At 54.7% G+C, this 17,065-nt stretch carries 18 protein-coding genes; 8 read left to right on the top strand and 10 right to left on the bottom strand.

Features of this window, described 5'->3' with window-relative positions:
- The first annotated feature begins 1 nt into the window (after position 1).
- Positions 2–217 (top strand): (Na+)-NQR maturation NqrM, encoded by a 216-nt coding sequence (gene nqrM / locus ABLV12_RS06660; protein WP_004099168.1) that lies wholly within the window; start codon positions 2–4, stop codon positions 215–217.
- A gap of 32 nt (positions 218–249) precedes the next feature.
- Here nqrM and ABLV12_RS06655 read toward each other — a convergent pair whose 3' ends face one another.
- The gene (locus tag ABLV12_RS06655; protein WP_325905366.1) at positions 250–1,107 is read right to left on the bottom strand and encodes a glycerophosphodiester phosphodiesterase family protein; all 858 of its coding nucleotides are present in this window, start codon (positions 1,105–1,107) and stop codon (positions 250–252) included.
- A 160-nt stretch (positions 1,108–1,267) separates the two neighbouring features.
- Between ABLV12_RS06655 and dinB the strand changes: the two genes are divergently transcribed.
- The 4 genes from dinB to prfH all read left to right on the top strand — a co-directional run bounded on the left by dinB (position 1,268) and on the right by prfH (position 4,692).
- A complete protein-coding gene (gene dinB, locus ABLV12_RS06650) occupies positions 1,268–2,323 on the top strand; it encodes a DNA polymerase IV (protein WP_017146578.1) in 1,056 nt (351 codons plus the stop codon).
- 2 nt (positions 2,324–2,325) lie between these two features.
- Entirely contained in the window at positions 2,326–2,781 is a 456-nt protein-coding gene (locus tag ABLV12_RS06645; RefSeq protein WP_004099173.1) for a GNAT family N-acetyltransferase, read from the top strand.
- Positions 2,782–2,956: 175 nt separating this feature from the next.
- Positions 2,957–4,096, top strand: coding sequence for an RNA ligase RtcB family protein (locus ABLV12_RS06640; protein WP_348866929.1), 1,140 nt, complete (start codon positions 2,957–2,959; stop codon positions 4,094–4,096).
- Entirely contained in the window at positions 4,093–4,692 is a 600-nt protein-coding gene (gene prfH, locus ABLV12_RS06635) for a peptide chain release factor H (RefSeq protein WP_004099175.1), read from the top strand. The genes ABLV12_RS06640 and prfH overlap by 4 nt, the downstream gene beginning before the upstream one ends.
- 56 nt (positions 4,693–4,748) lie before the next feature.
- Here prfH and pepD read toward each other — a convergent pair whose 3' ends face one another.
- Entirely contained in the window at positions 4,749–6,206 is a 1,458-nt protein-coding gene (gene pepD, locus ABLV12_RS06630) for a cytosol nonspecific dipeptidase (RefSeq protein WP_004110787.1), read from the bottom strand.
- A 257-nt stretch (positions 6,207–6,463) separates the two neighbouring features.
- Here pepD and gpt point away from each other — a divergent pair, with 257 nt between their 5' ends.
- From gpt to crl, 3 genes are all read left to right on the top strand, one after another.
- Complete coding sequence (gpt, locus tag ABLV12_RS06625) at positions 6,464–6,922, top strand: xanthine phosphoribosyltransferase (protein ID WP_004099178.1); 459 nt, start codon at positions 6,464–6,466, stop codon at positions 6,920–6,922.
- A gap of 106 nt (positions 6,923–7,028) precedes the next feature.
- Complete coding sequence (frsA, locus tag ABLV12_RS06620) at positions 7,029–8,273, top strand: esterase FrsA (protein WP_004099186.1); 1,245 nt, start codon at positions 7,029–7,031, stop codon at positions 8,271–8,273.
- A 57-nt stretch (positions 8,274–8,330) separates the two neighbouring features.
- The gene (gene crl, locus ABLV12_RS06615) at positions 8,331–8,729 is read left to right on the top strand and encodes a sigma factor-binding protein Crl (protein ID WP_004099188.1); all 399 of its coding nucleotides are present in this window, start codon (positions 8,331–8,333) and stop codon (positions 8,727–8,729) included.
- An 82-nt stretch (positions 8,730–8,811) separates the two neighbouring features.
- Here the strand turns inward: crl and ABLV12_RS06610 are convergent, their stop codons facing one another.
- The 8 genes from ABLV12_RS06610 to ABLV12_RS06575 are packed head-to-tail and all read right to left on the bottom strand — an operon-like array spanning position 8,812 to position 17,064.
- Positions 8,812–9,318, bottom strand: a complete 507-nt coding sequence (locus ABLV12_RS06610) for a serine acetyltransferase (RefSeq protein WP_004099190.1) — start codon at positions 9,316–9,318, stop codon at positions 8,812–8,814.
- Between the two features lie 2 nt (positions 9,319–9,320).
- Entirely contained in the window at positions 9,321–10,739 is a 1,419-nt protein-coding gene (locus ABLV12_RS06605) for a DUF4832 domain-containing protein (protein WP_348866928.1), read from the bottom strand.
- Positions 10,740–10,741: 2 nt separating this feature from the next.
- Entirely contained in the window at positions 10,742–11,152 is a 411-nt protein-coding gene (locus ABLV12_RS06600; RefSeq protein ID WP_004110797.1) for a hypothetical protein, read from the bottom strand.
- Positions 11,149–12,264 (bottom strand): glycosyltransferase family 4 protein, encoded by a 1,116-nt coding sequence (locus tag ABLV12_RS06595; protein ID WP_004099196.1) that lies wholly within the window; start codon positions 12,262–12,264, stop codon positions 11,149–11,151. Before ABLV12_RS06595 ends, ABLV12_RS06600 begins: the two co-directional genes overlap by 4 nt.
- Positions 12,261–13,475, bottom strand: a complete 1,215-nt coding sequence (locus tag ABLV12_RS06590) for a glycosyltransferase family 4 protein (protein ID WP_348866927.1) — start codon at positions 13,473–13,475, stop codon at positions 12,261–12,263. The genes ABLV12_RS06595 and ABLV12_RS06590 overlap by 4 nt, the downstream gene beginning before the upstream one ends.
- The gene (locus ABLV12_RS06585; RefSeq protein ID WP_004099199.1) at positions 13,456–14,481 is read right to left on the bottom strand and encodes a glycosyltransferase; all 1,026 of its coding nucleotides are present in this window, start codon (positions 14,479–14,481) and stop codon (positions 13,456–13,458) included. Before ABLV12_RS06585 ends, ABLV12_RS06590 begins: the two co-directional genes overlap by 20 nt.
- The gene (locus tag ABLV12_RS06580) at positions 14,474–15,856 is read right to left on the bottom strand and encodes a capsular biosynthesis protein (RefSeq protein ID WP_108704181.1); all 1,383 of its coding nucleotides are present in this window, start codon (positions 15,854–15,856) and stop codon (positions 14,474–14,476) included. The genes ABLV12_RS06585 and ABLV12_RS06580 overlap by 8 nt, the downstream gene beginning before the upstream one ends.
- A complete protein-coding gene (locus tag ABLV12_RS06575) occupies positions 15,847–17,064 on the bottom strand; it encodes a capsular biosynthesis protein (protein WP_049094098.1) in 1,218 nt (405 codons plus the stop codon). The genes ABLV12_RS06580 and ABLV12_RS06575 overlap by 10 nt, the downstream gene beginning before the upstream one ends.
- Position 17,065 lies beyond the last annotated feature (1 nt).

Genomic DNA, 17,065 nt, shown 5'->3' with positions numbered 1-17,065 from the left:
GATGCTGACGGTATTTGTCGCGACCTTTGTGATTTTCGCGCTGGTTATTCTGGGAATGTCGCTCGGGTATCTGATCAAGCGAAAAACTATCCAGGGCAGCTGCGGGGGGATCTCATCGCTGGGTCTGGAAAAGGTCTGCGACTGCCCTGAGCCCTGCGATGCGCGTAAAAAACGCATGGCACGCGAAGCGCAGCGCAATCAGGATCGCATCATTTAACTAGCAGGCCGCACCGTGCGGCCTTTTTTGATTTACCACGTTTTCGCTTTTGCCGGTGAGTCAACCATTACGCCGTCGGCGCCAAGCTCGCTTGCCGTACGAAAATCATCAGCATTATTAATGCCGAAGAATATGATATGGGCTTTGCCCTGTGAGCGGAAACAGTCCATCGCTTCTTTATCCCAGGTGAGTGTGGCCGGCGATACGCCTTCGCCCAGGGTGAACTTCTCGATGACTTCTACTTTGCGTTTCAGCTCAAGGCCGTACCAGTGCTCGTCCCCTGGTGAGTTGGTGGGCTGACACTGGTGGCTAAGAGAAATGGTCGCCAGCTTTGTTCGCGTTTCGTCCCGGCTGACGAAATGGGGAATTGACTCTGGTAGCGCTGCGATATAGCGAGCGTCCGTTGAATACACGCGTACGCGGGCGAGGCTATGGGTTTTATTTAACACATCGCCAAGCCGAGCCGCCATTATCGCAGGGTCGGCATCAGGCGATTTGATATCGATATAAAAGAAGGTCTCCGGCCACTGTTCCAGCACCGATTGTAGCGTGGGAATCGTTGCATTTTTACCGCGCCAGGGGTGAGTTTCATCGCCCCATTTCCACCCCACGTCCATGCGTGCCAGTTCGGCTGCGCTATAGCTTGAGATTTTCCCTGTATGATTAGTCAGCGCGGAAAGATCGCCAGGACGATATAAAACCGGGACGCCATCCTGGCTTAATTGCACCGTTATCCAGATCGTCTCGGCCTTATTTTCCAGGGCGAGTTTTATTGCTGGAAGTGTATTTTCCGGGGCATCGCCGGTACCTCCGCGATGAGCAATAAGCTGAGGTGCTGCGCAGGCGCTGCTGGCAATAAGTAAACCGAGCGCAGTTACTATTGATTTCATGATTGGGTTTTACCTTACTTATTAATATAACTATATGAAAAATAAATCATATTTGTTGCATTTTTATGTTGTAGCACGTTTTTTAAGGTTGTGGATTTAAAAAGATTAAATTTCGCCATAGTTTGCTATACTGTATGCATGTACAGTCTAAGGTTTGGCTATGCGTAAAATCATCCATGTAGATATGGACTGCTTCTTCGCAGCGGTTGAAATGCGTGATAACCCGGCGCTGCGCGATATCCCTATCGCCATTGGCGGCAGTCGGGTACAGCGCGGCGTTATCAGTACGGCTAACTATCCGGCGCGTAAGTTCGGCGTGCGCAGCGCTATGCCTACCGCCACCGCCCTGAAACTTTGCCCACACCTGACGCTCCTTCCCGGCCGTTTCGACGCTTACAAAGAGGCCTCGAACCATATCCGGGAGATTTTTTCCCGCTATACCTCGTTAATCGAACCCCTATCGCTGGATGAAGCCTATCTTGACGTCAGCGACAGCGTCCATTGTCAGGGGTCAGCAACGCTGATGGCGCAGGAGATCCGTGAGACCATCCATCGCGAGCTCAATCTGACTGCTTCTGCCGGCATTGCGCCGGTAAAATTTTTGGCAAAAATCGCCTCGGATCTGAATAAACCTGACGGCCAGTTTGTCATTGCGCCGCACCAGGTAGCGGAGTTTGTCAAAACGCTGTCGCTGTCGAAGATCCCGGGCGTCGGCAAAGTCTCCGCCGCGAAGCTGGAAAGCATGGGCCTGAGAACCTGCGAAGATGTACAGAACAGCGATCTGGCAATGTTGCTCAAGCGCTTTGGTAAATTCGGGCGAATATTGTGGGAACGCAGCCACGGCATTGATGAACGAGAAATCAGCAGCGAGCGCCAGCGCAAATCGGTGGGGGTTGAGCGAACCCTGATAGAGGATATCCACGAATGGGCGGAGTGTGAGTCGATTATTGAGAACCTCTATCCAGAACTTGAAAGGCGCCTGGCGAAAGTTAAACCGGATTTGCGGATTGCTCGCCAGGGGGTCAAGCTGAAGTTTAATGATTTCCAGCTCACGACCCAGGAGCATGTCTGGCCCCGGCTGAATAAAGATGATTTGATTTCCACCGCGCATAAAGCCTGGCACGAGCGGCGCGGAGGTCGGGGAGTCAGGCTGGTGGGGCTACATGTGACGCTGCTTGATCCGCAGCTGGAGCGACAACTCGTTTTGGGACTGTAACAATGTTAACAATAAGAATGTACGAAGAGCGGGATTTTCCGGCGCTATGCGCACTATTTTTACGCGCCGTTAAAGAGACAGCCAGCGCCGATTATTCCCCCCGGCAAATTGCCGCCTGGGCGCAGGTTGATGAAGCCCGCTGGCGGCAAAAACTCGCGGCGTCACGCGTACTGGTGGCAATAAATGATGCCTCGCCGGTCGGGTTTATTACCGCCGTAGATGACTATATCGATTTACTCTTCGTTTCTCCCGACTATAGCCGCCAGGGCGTCGCCAGCGCGCTGCTCAATACGCTATTGAGGCAGCTTCCTGAGCGCATTTATACGGTAGAGGCCAGTATTACGGCAAAGCCCTTTTTTGCGCGTCATGGCTTCACGGTTATTCAGCCACAGGAAGTGGAGGCGCGGGGTGAACGTTTTCTTAATTATTTGATGCGGCGGCAAATCGGCTTACAATAGATTTAACGCCTGATTACCATACGCGCACTTTCACCTATTTATTAACTGCAAAGGAGGTTCGCCATGAATACAGATTTCCAGAACGCACTTTGCAGGCCTTCCCAGGAATAACTCTCTTTTTTGCCCTGGTAACGTCTGCCACATCCTTTATTTATTTTTTAATATGGATTGGTATATGGGCAATAATGTTCATTATACGTCTGAATCTATTTCTTATATTCGTTCAGACGATCTGTGGATCGAAGGTTTAGCGATCCAACAATTACACACGACGGCAAATTTACCCCACATGCAGCGCGTGGTGGGAATGCCAGACCTACATCCCGGGCGCGGCTATCCCATCGGCGCAGTCTTCTTCTCGCTGGACCATCTCTACCCGGCACTGGTGGGTAACGATATCGGCTGCGGCATGGCGCTGTGGCAAACGGATATCCTCGCGCGAAAATACAATGCGGATAAGTTTGAGAAGAAACTGTCCGCTATGGAGGACGTTGCGCAAGCAAGCTGGCTGGACGAGCATCTGCCGGAACATTTATTGACCCATCCCTGGCGCAGCGCCCTGGGATCGATTGGCGGCGGTAACCATTTCGCTGAACTGCAGCAGGTGGAGCAGGTTGTGGATAACGACCGTTTCCAGCAGGCCGGCCTTGATGCTCAGCGCCTGCTGCTGCTGGCGCACAGCGGATCGCGCGGCCTCGGGCAATCCATACTGCAGCGCCATATTGCGGCTTTTTCGCACGATGGCCTGGCGGAAGGTAGCGCTGCGGCTCGGGATTATCTGGCAGAACATGATGATGCGCTGGCTTTTGCACGCGTGAATCGTTATCTGATTGCCACCCGCATCCTGCAACAGATACGGGCCGACGGACGGAGCGTACTGGATATCGCGCATAACTTTGTCGAGTCCTGTTCTGTTGACGGGCTGCAGGGTTGGCTGCATCGCAAAGGGGCTACGCCGGACGACCGGGGCCTGGTGATAATCCCGGGCTCTCGCGGGGACCACAGCTGGCTGGTGCAGCCTGTTACCCGCGAGGAGACCCTGCATTCGCTGGCGCATGGCGCCGGGCGGAAATGGATGCGAACCGAATGCAAAGGGCGCCTGTCCGGCAAATATACGCCGGCTCAGCTGGCGCGCACCGAGCTGGGAAGCAGGGTGATCTGCCGCGATCGTCAGCTGATCTATGAAGAAGCGCCGCAGGCGTATAAATCCGTGGAAAGCGTACTTAACTGTCTGGTGCAGGCCGGACTGGTCGAACCGATCGCCCGTCTGCGTCCGCTGCTGACGCTGAAAACCAGCGGAGGGAAAAGCGCATGATTTTATTGCAACTCTCTTCCGCTCAGGGGCCGGATGAATGCTGTCTGGCGGTGAAACTGACGTTGGAGCGGCTCATAAAGGAAGCCGCAGAGCGGCGGCTTTCCCTGACGCTGCTGGAAAGTGAGCCAGGACGTCATGCCGGCACCCTGCGTTCTGTTCTGCTTTCGCTGAATGGCGACGGCGCGTTTGCTTTCAGCGAAAGCTGGCGCGGCACTTTGCAATGGGTCTTTTCCAGTCCGTTCAGGCCGCATCACGGGCGCAAAAACTGGTATGTTGGCGTAGGGCGCTTTTCCTGCGATGAACAGATGCTCTCCAGCGAGATCCGTTTTGAAACGCTGCGCTCTTCCGGGCCTGGCGGGCAGCACGTGAACAAGACCGATTCCGCGGTGCGCGCAATTCATACGGCAAGCGGCATCAGCGTAAAGGTGCAGTCGGAGCGGAGTCAGCATGCGAACAAACGGCTGGCGCGTCTGCTGATTGCCTGGAAGCTGGAACAGCAGCGGCAGAATGAGAGTGCGGCGTTGAAGTCTGAGCGGAGAATGTTCCATCATCAGATTGAGCGCGGTAATCCGCTGCGAACGTTTAGCGGGCGTTAATGAGCGAGTCGTTATAAAGAAAAGGCCCACTTCCTGAGGAGTGGGCCTTTGTTGTCTTACTTCGCCGGAATGGATTTCAGCAGCTCAGTCAGCAGCGTCCAGTACTGGCCCACGCTTTCGATATGCACCTGTTCATCCGGAGAGTGAGGGCCAGTAATGGTTGGCCCGATGGAAACCATATCCAGTTCCGGATACGGTTTCTTGAACAGACCGCACTCCAGGCCCGCGTGGATAATCTGGATATTCGGCGTTTTGTTGAACAGACGCTGATAGGTTTCACGTACCAGATGCATCACCGGAGAGTTGGCGTCCGGCTGCCAGCCTGGATAGGCGCCTTTGGCTTCGGTTTTCGCACCGGCCAGCTTGCCCAGAGAGTCCAGCATGCTCACGACGTAATCTTTACCGCTGTCAATCAGCGAACGAATCAGGCAGTGAATCTGCACGTTGTCGCTGGTCATGGTCACCACGCCGACGTTCAGAGAGGTTTCCACCACCCCTTTTGCCACGTCAGAGTTGCGGATGACGCCGTTCGGCGTGGCGTTAAGCAGGCGCACAAAGGTATCACGAGATTGAGTCGTCAGTGCAGGCTGGCCATTTTCCGCCGACTCCAGCAGCACAGCGAGATTTTTCTCTTTAGCCGCCAGCTCGTTTTTCAGGATCTCCTGGTACTCATTCGCTCGCGCTTTCAGCGTTTCCGCTTTGTCCGCGGCTACGGCTACCGTCGCGAACGCTTCGCGCGGGATGGCGTTGCGCAGGGTGCCGCCATTGAAATCGACCAGGCGCAAATCGAGCTCTTCAGCATGGCCCGCCAGGAAGCGTGCCAGCAGTTTGTTCGCATTGCCTAAACCGACGTGGATCTCGCCGCCGGAGTGGCCGCCTTTCAGCCCCTTAAGGGTCAGTTTAAAGCTCTGGAAACCGGCCGGAACGGCTTCACGGGTCAGCGCCAGGTCAGAGGTGAAGTCGATCCCACCCGCGCAGCCCATGTAAATTTCACCCTCTTCTTCGGAGTCGGTGTTGATCAGGATATCCGCCTGCAGCCAGTTGGGCTGCAGGCCAAAGGCGCCGTCCATGCCGGCTTCTTCCGTCATGGTCAGCAGCACTTCCAGCGGGCCATGAACAACGTTGTCGTCAGCCAGCACCGCCAGCGCGGAAGCCATGCCGATACCGTTATCGGCGCCCAGAGTCGTGCCGCGCGCTTTGACCCACTCGCCGTCGATGTAAGGTTGAATCGGGTCCTGAGTGAAGTCGTGAACGGTATCGTTGTTTTTCTGCGGCACCATATCGAGGTGCGCCTGCAGCACTACCGGTTTGCGGTTTTCCATACCGGCAGTGGCGCCTTTACGAATCAGAATGTTGCCAACCTGGTCGCGTTCCGCGTGTAAGCCTTTTTCTTTTGCCCAGCCCATAATGTGCTCAGCGAGCTGTTCTTCGTGATAGGACGGGTGGGGAATAGAGCAGATTTTGGCAAAAATATCCCACAGCGGCTGAGGGGATAATTGAGACAGTTCAGACACGATGAGTCTCCTTACAATCATCTGCAAAAGTCGTTTGCAGATCGAGGGTTAGCAATCAAATACACTACAAGCCCGGGCTTGCGCGATGGGGTTGAGAATACCACTTTCCGCGTACTCTGGTAGTGTAAACCACGTAAAAAGAGTCGTCGTGGCCGCTTAACGCTGGTTTTTAGCGCGTCAGATCTCTATAATCTCGCGCAACCATTTTCCCCCTCGAACATTATTTAAGCCGTATTACACAGGCTGGGACACTTCACATGAGCGAAAAATACGTCGTCACCTGGGACATGTTGCAGATTCACGCCCGCAAGCTGGCAACCCGCCTGCTGCCGGTTGAACAGTGGAAAGGCATTATTGCCGTTAGCCGCGGCGGTCTGGTACCGGGAGCACTACTGGCGCGTGAACTGGGTATTCGTCATGTTGACACCGTTTGCATCTCAAGCTACGACCACGATAACCAGCGTGAGCTGACGGTTCTGAAACGTGCAGAAGGCGACGGCGAAGGCTTCATCGTTATCGATGACCTGGTCGATACCGGCGGTACCGCCGTTGCTATCCGCGAAATGTATCCTAAAGCGCATTTTGTCACTATTTTCGCAAAACCGGCCGGTCGTCCGCTGGTTGACGATTATGTTATTGATATTCCGCAGGATACCTGGATTGAACAGCCGTGGGATATGGGCGTGGTGTTCGTACCGCCTATCGCAGGTCGTTAATTTCCCGCATAAATGCTAATTACCACGCCCGGTTTTGCCGGGCGTGGTTTTTTTTACCCTTGCGCAGGTTACAATAGCTTCAGTGGCAACATGATGGAGGCTGCACATGTCCCAGGCTAACCTTAGCGAAACGCTGTTTAAACCCCGATTCAAACATCCGGAAACCTCTACGCTGGTGCGCCGGTTCAATACCGGAGCGCAGCAACCGATCCAGTCCGCGCTCAGCGGCAATAACGTTGATCACTGGTATCGATTGATTAATCGCCTGATGTGGATCTGGCGTGGCGTGACGCCGCAGGAAATCCTCGACGTGCAGGCGCGCATCGTCATGAGCGATGCGGAGCGAACCGATCCGGAGCTTTACGATACGGTTGTCGGCTATCGCGGCGGCAACTGGATCTTTGAATGGGCGAAACAGGCGATGGACTGGCAGCAAAAGGCCGGCCAGGAAGAGGATCTGCTCATCAGCGGCCGCCACTGGCTGCATGCGGCAAACCTGTACAGCATTGCCGCCTATCCGCACATTAAAGGCGATGAGCTGGCGGAACAGGCGCAGGTGCTGGCATACCGGGCTTACGAAGAGGCGGCTCAGCGGCTGCCCGGCAAGCTGCGCGAGCTGGAGTTTTCCATCCCTGGCGCGGCGCCGATCACCGGGTTCCTGCATATGCCTCCAGGCGAGGGGCCGTTCCCGACGGTGCTGATGTGCGGCGGCCTTGACGCGCTCCAGACCGATTATTACAACCTGTATGAGAACTATTTTGCGCCATTGGGCATCGCTATGCTGACCGTGGATATGCCTTCAATTGGTTTCTCGTCAAAATGCAAGCTGACCCAGGATACCAGTATGCTGCACCAGTATGTGCTGCAGCATCTGGCCAATGTGCCATGGGTCGATCATACCCGCGTGGCCGCCTTTGGTTTCCGTTTTGGCGCCAACATTGCCGTACGGCTGGGCTATCTGGAATCTCAGCGCCTGAAGGCGGTTGCCTGCCTGGGCCCGGTGGTGCACGGCCTGCTGGTGGATCCGCTGCATCAGGGACGGGTGCCGGAAATGTATCTTGACGTTCTGGCTTCGCGTCTGGGAATGCACGATGCTTCCGACGAAGCGCTGCGCGTGGAGCTTAACCGCTACTCCCTGAAGGTTCAGGGACTGCTGGGGCGCCGCTGCCCTACGCCAATGCTTTCGGGCTTCTGGAAAGACGATCCGTTCAGCCCGGAAGAGGAGTCGCGATTGATCACTTCATCCTCATCCGACGGCAAGCTGCTGGAGATCCCGTTCAATCCGGTTTATCGCAATTTCGATCACGCCCTGCGGCAGATCGCCCGCTGGATTAGCCATAGATTTAGTTAATATATTGCTAAATTCTATCGATTTGGTAACGTCATGGCATCACCAAAGGAGATTGCAATGACGTTACCGAGTGGACACCTAAAGAGTAAGCTGATTAAGAAATTCACGGCGCTAGGCCCTTACATCCGTGAGGAGCAATGTGAAGACAACCGCTTCTTTTTCGATTGCCTGGCAGTTTGCGTCAACGTAAAACCGGCGCCTGAAAAACGCGAGTTCTGGGGATGGTGGATGGAGATGGAAGCGCAGGCATCGCGCTTCACCTATAGCTACCAGTTTGGATTATTCGATAAAGAAGGCGACTGGCGTCCGGTCGCGATTGACGATCCTGAAGTCACCGAAAAGCTCGAAAAGACGCTGCGCGATTTTCACCAACGAGCCGAAGCGCTATTGGCAACGTTTAACCTTAAGCTGGAACCTGCTGATGATTTTAGCGAGCCGGTTAAGCTGAGAGCCTAAGAGTCAACCTTCTGTTGCCATCCGGCTAGCAATAAAACCCGCGTTTCTACCAGCGTGGGTTTTGTCCCCAGGCAAACCCACACTAATTGCCGTTTAATACCCGATAGGGTTGACCGACGGCAATCATGCCTGCGGCCAGATCTTTGGTCACTACCGTGCCTGCCCCGACTTTGACGTTATCGCCTAGCGTGACCGCGCCGATCACCACGGCGTGGGCGCCAAATTCTACGTTATCGCCGATTCGCGGGCTGTTGCCTTCCTGACCCTGGCTATCGGTCACGCTGCCAATAGTGACCCCCTGGCGCAGAGTACAATTTTGGCCGATGATCGTTCCCCGATTAATAACGATGCAGTGCGGATGAAACAGCTTCAGCCCATATCCAATGCGCGCTCGCCACGGCAGCTCAATGCAAAATAAACACTCGTTAATCACGATATTGAGAATAACGAAGGGAATTGCGCAGATCTTCCACAGCGGGTTACGACTGCGGTAGAGCGTTGCCAGACGATAGAGCAGAAGCGCGATTTTCGCTTTAATGCCGCCGCAGGATTTGATTTCCCGTCCGACCAGCCTGATAGCCTCAAACATGGTTATTCCTTAAGGTTAAACGAAGCCAGTGAATACCATCCGTCACCGGTTTGACCTTCGTTAGCAAGTTGTATACGCGGTAGATTTTGATGGTTGGTCAGCGCCGCTTCCAGGCGGTACTGGCCGTCAGGCAGGCCCGCAGGCAGCGGCAGCGTGACGTTGCTTTGATGGTCGCCGGGCAGCCACTGGCGAACATCGTCCGACGTACGGACTTGCGTCATCGTCGTGCCCGCATCATTCACTATTCGCCACTGTACAAGCCACGGGAGATAGGCTGGAGCGACGCCGTTGTTACGCCAGGTAACATTCAGCGTAAGCGGAGTGCCGCTACGCACGGGCGTATCAAATTCCAGCCGGCTCACCCGGTAGCGATAGCCGATACGCAATAATGCGTTATCAACGATATCGCGATAGGCGGCCGGTACCGGACGCGATTTCAGATTCAGGGTACTGGCGTGCTGCGCTAATGCCCAGTCAAAGCTGGCCTGAACCTCCTCGCGGGTATAGTGCTGCACGCTTTCCCATTCCGCCATATAACCGCAAATTTCGAGGCTAACGGGAGCGTGCTGCCAGCCAGTGTTAAAACCGGCCCATGCCGTCTGCGCTGCGGCCAGGCGTTGAGGATAGTCATCGCGCATATGGCTCCACTCCGGGGAAAAGTTATGCCAGTCTCCCCAGCAGTCCGCGCGCCATCCGGCGCCCTTTTGGCTGGCCCAGGCCAGCGAGTCGCCGCCGCTGATTAACATAATTTTGGGCGTTTTCGGGAAACTGCTGAAGTGCATATCAACGTAGCGATTGAGCTGTTGCGGAGTGTACTTTTCCATCAACGGCGCGACGTCAGGGAAATTGGAGTTATGCCATTCGCCCCAGGAACCCACCATGCCGATATCGACAAACGCCAGTTCAGGATTGCCGTCATAACGCGCGCCGAGGGCGTTAAGCAGCTTTTGCGCATAGGCGATAAAAGTCGGATCGCTGAGATCCGGGACAAAGGTTTTGCCATTTTCGACCCATTGTCCCTGAATGCCTTTGGCGATAAGCCAGGCGGGGATTTTCGAGCCTGATTGTGGCTCATCGAGCGCCATGAAACGTAATCCGACGTTCATTGCCGGCTGATGTTGGGCGGCGACGCTGAAGGCATGATCGATCGGCGCAAAATTATAGACGCCTTCTTCAGGCTCCAGATCGCTCCAGTAAAAGCGATCGTATTCAAATCCGGTGTCCGGATACTCTTTCAGAGAGGGCTTCTGACCATAACCATCGTGGAAACTGGCCACGCCGATCCCAGGATTCGTTAACAGACCGGTGAAGGCCGGCGGGGTGACAACCGTACGTTCAGCCAGTACCGCTGCAGAGGGTATGGCTCCGGCCAGCAGTAGCGCCAAAAGCAGCGCGGCGCGGCGCAGTGAAAAAGAGCTCATCGTTAATTCACTTTATCGTGGAGGTTTACAAACCACGTCCAGATACCCACGTGGAAGTTCTTAAACACATCGATACCCAGCGCAGATTTAAGCATATAGAGCGCCAGCAGCACGGCAAGAATGGCGAACAGTACGGCAAACGTAATCGCCAGGGTGGAAAATATACGCCCGAGCAGCGTGCTTTCTCGCGGAATTTTGCGCAGATCGCGACCGCATAAAAAGACTACAAAATAGCGACGATGCAGAAACGGAAAGCTATGGCGAAAGTCGATACGATGGCGCGACGCCAGGCTCGATCTCACCAGCGCCTGTTCGATACCGCGTTTCTGCTCCGGCGTTAATGAGGCTTCTGTTTCCGGGTCAAGCGCGGAATAAAAGCGCTCGATGACCAGGTCGGATGTTGATTTTGTCACGGTTGACTCTTATTCGTTAATCGCTGATAGACCTGAGCCGTTTTCGCTGCAATGTCCGGCCAGCGGTATTTGGGCATTAACTGGCTGTAATCCACGGTCTCCTCGCCGCTCCAGGACTGCAACTTTTGCGCCAGCGCGGCGACATCACCTGCCGGGAAATAGTCCCCGGCAGGCAGGCCAATCTCCAGGTTAGCGGGGATATCGCTGACGATAACCGGCAGTGACCAGGACATGGCCTCCAGCAGGGCAATAGGCAGCCCTTCATGGTAAGACGGTAGAACAAAAAGCCCGGCCTGTGAGAACAGGGTATGCAACGGATCGCCGCTAATAAAACCGGTCATGATCACCCCCGGGGTAGCGGCCGCCTGTTTCTTCAGCCGCTCGCTATACTCATCCGGATGATCGGCATCGCCAATCAGCACCAGCGGCTGCGAGCAGTTGGCGGCTTTGTGGGCGGCAATCAGATCGTGCAGCCCTTTTTCTTCAACAAAGCGGGCGACGGCGACAACGTATTGCCCGGCTTTGAGAGAGTACTGATCCAGCGTGGCCTGGCGGGCCTCTTCGGCGGGAAGCTGCGGCTGGCGCACGCCGTTATAGATCACGTTCGCGTTATAACGGCCATGTTTGGTCTGAATCAACGTATTAATCACTTCCGAGATAACAATGACCTCGTTGGCATATTTCACCGCCCATTTTTCACCGAGGCGCAGCATCTCCTTCGCCATTTTCCCCCATTTCTGCCGGTCATAGTCCGGGCCGTGGTGGGTAAAAACGACGCGTTTGCCGAGCAGGCGCAGCAGCGGGACCACCAGGCCAGGCCCGACCGCGTGAACGTGCACGACATTTGAACCGTCGAACAGGGTACTGAAGGCGGCCAGCGTAGAGTGAATAATGGCTTCGAACTTGCGGCTTTTGGGCGCCCACAGGCTTTTCAGCTGTACGCCTTTATATTCGCTACGGCGGTAGTCGACGTACGGCGAGCGGGCAATGACGCAGATATCAGCATGATTCTGTTGATAGATTTCGGGATACAAATTCTGGCAATGGGTCTCCACGCCGCCCTGGACGTTCGGTATACCGCGGGTGCCGAGCACCGTCACTTTAAGCTTCATTTCGCTTCCCCCACAAGCTGCTGATAGAGTTCCTGCAGAACCTGCATATGCCGGGCGAGATCGTATTTATCCTCTAACCGCTGGCGTGCGTTAATGCCCATTTCACGCGCCTGCTGAGGATTGGCGGCCAGGCTATCCATGATGCGCGCCAGCGCGTCGGCATCTCCGGGTTCCACCAGATAGCCATCAATGCCATCGCGAATTTGCTCCGGAATACCGCCGATATTGCCGCCGACGACGGGGCGGCCGAACGCCATCGCCTCCAGCACCGACATCGAGCAGTTTTCATAATATTCGGAAGGGACGATCACCGCTCGCGCGCCGCGAATCAGCGCGTTGAGCGCTTCTCCATGGCGCATATAGCCGAGAAATTCCGGACCGCTAAAGTGGGCGCGCAGGTCGCTGCCGAGAGGGCCATCGCCGACAATTTTCAGCGGCATGGACTGCTGCATTTTTTGCTGCGCCAGCGCCAGGGTAGCCACGCCTTTCTCACGGCTCAAGCGGCCGATATAGAGGAAATAATCCCCCGTAGTATCGCCCGGGACCGTGGTGCTGGCATCAATACCGTTGACGATCACATCGATCCGCGACCTGGGTAATTTACGCAGCAGCGTCTGACGCATAAATTCGCTGGGAGCGATAATGCAATCGAGCATGGCGTAATTTTGCGCGAACTTTTGCCAGTAGGCCTCAAGCGAGAGCAGCAGGCTTTTAAAGGTGTCTCCCTGCTGGCAGCGATGGCGAAAGGCATTGCTCACCGAACCGGTAAGACAGTCATCGCAGATGTGGCCATCGCGCAGCATGGTGTAAGATGGACAAACGATTTTATAATCGTGCGCCGTCAGTACCGTTTTGCAGCCAAAGCGTTTAGCGACGCCAATCAATGCGGGCGTCAGCTGATGATAGATATTGTGAAAGTGCACAATATCCGGGCGCTGTTCCAGCAGCAGCGTATTGAGTTTATTGCAGGCCTCGGCGTTGTAGATAAAATCGATACCCGCTTTGAGCTTACCCGTCAGGCCGTGGCTTTGATGATAATCCACGTTATGTACGAAGAAATTCTCCCAGGGCGAAGGCTTATTTTCCGCATGCTGCATGCTAAAGTCGACAACCTGATAGCCGGCTTGCAGCATGGCGTCTCGTTCCTGAAAAAAAACGGTTTCCGCTCCGCCCTTAATAAAGAAGAATTTATTAACGAATAATATTTTCATGTTCTGTCTGGATATGTTTTGGGTTAGAGACGGTCACGGCGGGCTGTTTCAGCGGATCGCGAACGGGGTTAATGACGCCTCGCACCATGCCTGCGGAAAATAACGATAAGTTGATTACGCTCTGGACGCCGTCGCGCAGCGATTTATTTTTAATCGCCTTCAGCGCGATAAACGCCAGCAGCGGAAGCAGGGCGATGATAATCACTCCGGGATTGAACGTCAGCAGGCAAATAATCAATATCAGGATATACAGCGTGAATATCAGTTCGTTGCGAACAATCTTAAGCGCGGCGGGGAAATGCTTTTTTCCCCAGCAGTTGCGTAATAGTTCACCCGGCGCCCATAAAAAGCCGTTCTTCCAGCGATAGGCCAGCATTTTGAAGGTCGGCATGGTATAGGATGCATGGCTAAAATAGGGTGCGGCAAGACGATGGAGCTTATAGCCCGCGGCCTGCAAACGGATCCCCAGTTCAGCTTCTTCATAACCGTGAAGGTTCAGATTAGTCAGATAGCCTATTTTCTCGATTGCTGAACGGCGATAGAGCCCGCCGCCGCCAAGATGATCGGTATCGCCCTGCGGATAGATAAGATGCAGACGCTGCTTGCGCGATTTAAACTCATAGTTAGCGGCGTCATCCATCTCGACGCTGCCCGCCACGCCCGCATACTCGGGATGCGTTTCGAGAAAAGCCACAGCGGTGTCGAGAAAACCCGGCTCCAGCTCCATATCGCCATCCAGCAGCAGCAGGTAATCCCCTTCGCTGAACAACCAGCCCAGCTGATGACCCACGCCGCAGCAGCGATCTTTCGCGTTATCGAGGCAGACCACCATCGCGTCTTTGGCGACGGCCAGCTCCCGGGTATTGTCGGTGGACAGGCTATCGGCGACGATAATTTGATGCGGATAAGGCTGCAATTGCTTGCGGACGCTGTCGATCGTTTTTTCAATACCCTGCGCTTCGTTGAGGGTTTTAATGCTGACGGTAATTGATGGCGTTTTATTCATATTGGGTACCGGAATTCAGACGGACAGAACGATGAATGACAATAAGCGCCCCGAGGGCCAGCCATAATAAAAACTGTAGCATGGGAATGATCATCAGGATCTGGCTGTAGGGAAGACTGAGCAAACAGCCAATGGCAAAGACGTAAAATGCAGGCGCGGAGCTGAGCAGCTGTAAATCTTCACGTTTAAGATCGTAGCGGGAAAAGGTCTCTTTCGGCCGCATACCGACGAGAATAGAAGCAATCATGGCGATAAATAAGATCACCCCGATAATACCGACTTCCCACAGCAGCATGCTCAGCGCGGTGGAATCGAGAATAAGGTGATACCAGGCGCCAATATAGCCGGGGGAGACGGTACTGCCGCTGTTGGTGGCGTTCAGACCGTAACCAAACAGCATTCCGCCGGGGCCAAAAAGTTCGTTATGCTGGAGCCAGAAGAAAATAGTGGTAAATCGGCCGAGCTCGCCGCTTTCCATAATGTAGTTGGTATCAAAGATATAGCCGAGGGAATCGATAAATACCGAGAGCGCGCTTTTTGTCGGATCTCCGCCGAAGGCCGACGAGTAGTTGGACGCCAGAATAGTGATAGCGGCAAAAATTAATACCACCATGCCGGCGGCGATAATCATCAATGAGCGCAGGGTGACTTTACTGATACCGCTAACGTAAGCGGGCATGATCCACAGCAGCGCCAGTAAGAACGGCGACAGCAGAATCACGAATTTTACCTCGCCGACCACACAGAGGAAAAAGGCCAGCACGATATGCGCCGCCATCGACTTGAATGAGCAGATACCGTGCTTAAATTCGGACACCTTCAGCAGCATAATCAGCAGGCAGAACATCCCCATTGCTGCGGTATTGCCGCCGCCCATCGGGTCGCCGCCAAACGTGCCGACCACTGAATCCCACTTTTCATCCTCACCGCGTAGCGCCACGCGTTTTGGCACCACTACCAGCACCTGATAGATAGCCAGCGGGAACTGGACGTAGAATAGCCAGTAAAAAAGCTGTGTCAGGCGATGCAGCTGCGACTCGCGAAACATGCCGAGCAGCATGCAAAACATCACCAGCGACAGAGCCAGTTCGTTTTTAAAGCCGACGATAGCGGTGACGATGCCGGATTGTAAAACCGTGGCGCAGAGGCTGAGGATGATAAAAGTCAGGTACAGCGCCAGCACCACCTTCTCACGCGCGCTAAGCGCCAGCGGCTGCGCCCGGCTTTGCATCATCAGCAGAATCACCATCACCAGCACCATGAAAAAAGGAAGCCACAGTACGGCTGCCACGCCGGTGAAATACTGAATCGTGCCGCAGAAGACGATGGTCGTCAGCGCGAATGCTTCCAGATAGCGGCCGGTATTTAGCTGCATATTTTCTGCTCCTGCCGGGAGAGCTGTAGCGCCCGTTTGTTCATTTTCAGCAGGATGAACAGATAGCGAATGCTGGTCAGAAGAGAGAACGTCAGCAGGGCTATCTCATAGCTCTGGCCCAACTTAGGCAGAACGACAAAAGCGACGGCGATGATCAGCAACTGCTCTATCTGAATACGTAAAAAATAGCGTTTAGAACCAAAGATAAGCTCAATAACGGTCAGCGGACTGACGGCCAGCGCGGCGAACAGATAGGGCAACATATAGCGTGAGGTCGGAATGGAATTGAGCCACTCCTGGCTAAAGCCGAGGCGCATAACCAGCGGATAGAAAATCCAGATCCCAAGGATACAGATCAGCGCCGCGGCCATCAGCAGCAGGCGAATCTTTTTGTACTCCGGATAGTTAAAGGTGCTGTTGCGAAAATCCATCGACCATTTTGAAAAGATGGAGTTGCGCACCGCGTTACCGACAATCATCACCGGAGATAAACAGAAGCGGCTTACCACCGAGAAATAGCCCGCGACCAGCGGTGAAAACCAGACATTTATCAACATCGTCGGCAGGTTATTGCTGGCCATCGCCAGCACTTCCGCGCTGCCGACGCGACTGAGATGCTGCCAGTGCTGACGCGCAAAAAGAGCGTTCGCGCGCGGAGAAAAATGCGCTGGCGTCAGGGTCCTGAAGCGGAACAAGCGCAGCAGACAGAGGCTGAGCAGCAGCAAAATACCGGCCATCCAGGCGATATAGAACAGCGTGGTATTCGGCATCGCCAGTAGGGCTATCGCTACGACCAGCGACACGGCGATGCGCTGAAAGGTCAGAAACTGATAGTTGCCGCCGCGCAGCGAGAGGTTCTCGGCAATCAAAACCAGCGCATAGCCGAAGGTGAGCAGATAGAGAAACGCAATATTGAGATGGAAAATCAGCCCGGTGATGACCGCCCAGGGCAGCGCCAGAATCAGGCTTTGTAGCAGGCAAAACACTACGTTCTGCCCCAGCTCATGCTCCTCCTGGCGCGGGATCAGCAGCTGCGACGCAAAGGTGCAAACCTGAGCGCCAATCAGCACGTTGCTGTAGATCATCGCATAGTGTCCGACTTCCGCCATGCCGTAGCGATGGGAAATCAGCCACACGGAAAATGCGCCGATCGCCTGCGAAAGAACCGAGGAGCTGGCGATTGAAGAAATACTCTTAATTAAATTCATA

Origin of the sequence: Klebsiella sp. CN_Kp100 (genome assembly GCF_040065315.1) — a bacterium.
GTDB lineage: Bacteria > Pseudomonadota > Gammaproteobacteria > Enterobacterales > Enterobacteriaceae > Klebsiella > Klebsiella oxytoca.
The sequence above is the reverse complement of the archived record's forward strand: the minus strand, read 5'-3'. Positions and strand labels throughout refer to the sequence as shown.

What these genes read in the sequence shown, in the direction of transcription:
- nqrM (WP_004099168.1), top strand. Translation starts at nt 2, where the DNA reads ATGCTGACGGTATTTGTCGCGACCTTTGTGATTTTCGCGCTGGTTATT.
- ABLV12_RS06655 (WP_325905366.1), bottom strand. Translation starts at nt 1,107, where the DNA reads ATGAAATCAATAGTAACTGCGCTCGGTTTACTTATTGCCAGCAGCGCC.
- dinB (WP_017146578.1), top strand. Translation starts at nt 1,268, where the DNA reads ATGCGTAAAATCATCCATGTAGATATGGACTGCTTCTTCGCAGCGGTT.
- ABLV12_RS06645 (WP_004099173.1), top strand. Translation starts at nt 2,326, where the DNA reads ATGTTAACAATAAGAATGTACGAAGAGCGGGATTTTCCGGCGCTATGC.
- ABLV12_RS06640 (WP_348866929.1), top strand. Translation starts at nt 2,957, where the DNA reads ATGGGCAATAATGTTCATTATACGTCTGAATCTATTTCTTATATTCGT.
- prfH (WP_004099175.1), top strand. Translation starts at nt 4,093, where the DNA reads ATGATTTTATTGCAACTCTCTTCCGCTCAGGGGCCGGATGAATGCTGT.
- gpt (WP_004099178.1), top strand. Translation starts at nt 6,464, where the DNA reads ATGAGCGAAAAATACGTCGTCACCTGGGACATGTTGCAGATTCACGCC.
- frsA (WP_004099186.1), top strand. Translation starts at nt 7,029, where the DNA reads ATGTCCCAGGCTAACCTTAGCGAAACGCTGTTTAAACCCCGATTCAAA.
- crl (WP_004099188.1), top strand. Translation starts at nt 8,331, where the DNA reads ATGACGTTACCGAGTGGACACCTAAAGAGTAAGCTGATTAAGAAATTC.
- ABLV12_RS06610 (WP_004099190.1), bottom strand. Translation starts at nt 9,318, where the DNA reads ATGTTTGAGGCTATCAGGCTGGTCGGACGGGAAATCAAATCCTGCGGC.
- ABLV12_RS06605 (WP_348866928.1), bottom strand. Translation starts at nt 10,739, where the DNA reads ATGAGCTCTTTTTCACTGCGCCGCGCCGCGCTGCTTTTGGCGCTACTG.
- ABLV12_RS06595 (WP_004099196.1), bottom strand. Translation starts at nt 12,264, where the DNA reads ATGAAGCTTAAAGTGACGGTGCTCGGCACCCGCGGTATACCGAACGTC.
- ABLV12_RS06590 (WP_348866927.1), bottom strand. Translation starts at nt 13,475, where the DNA reads ATGAAAATATTATTCGTTAATAAATTCTTCTTTATTAAGGGCGGAGCG.
- ABLV12_RS06585 (WP_004099199.1), bottom strand. Translation starts at nt 14,481, where the DNA reads ATGAATAAAACGCCATCAATTACCGTCAGCATTAAAACCCTCAACGAA.
- ABLV12_RS06580 (WP_108704181.1), bottom strand. Translation starts at nt 15,856, where the DNA reads ATGCAGCTAAATACCGGCCGCTATCTGGAAGCATTCGCGCTGACGACC.
- ABLV12_RS06575 (WP_049094098.1), bottom strand. Translation starts at nt 17,064, where the DNA reads ATGAATTTAATTAAGAGTATTTCTTCAATCGCCAGCTCCTCGGTTCTT.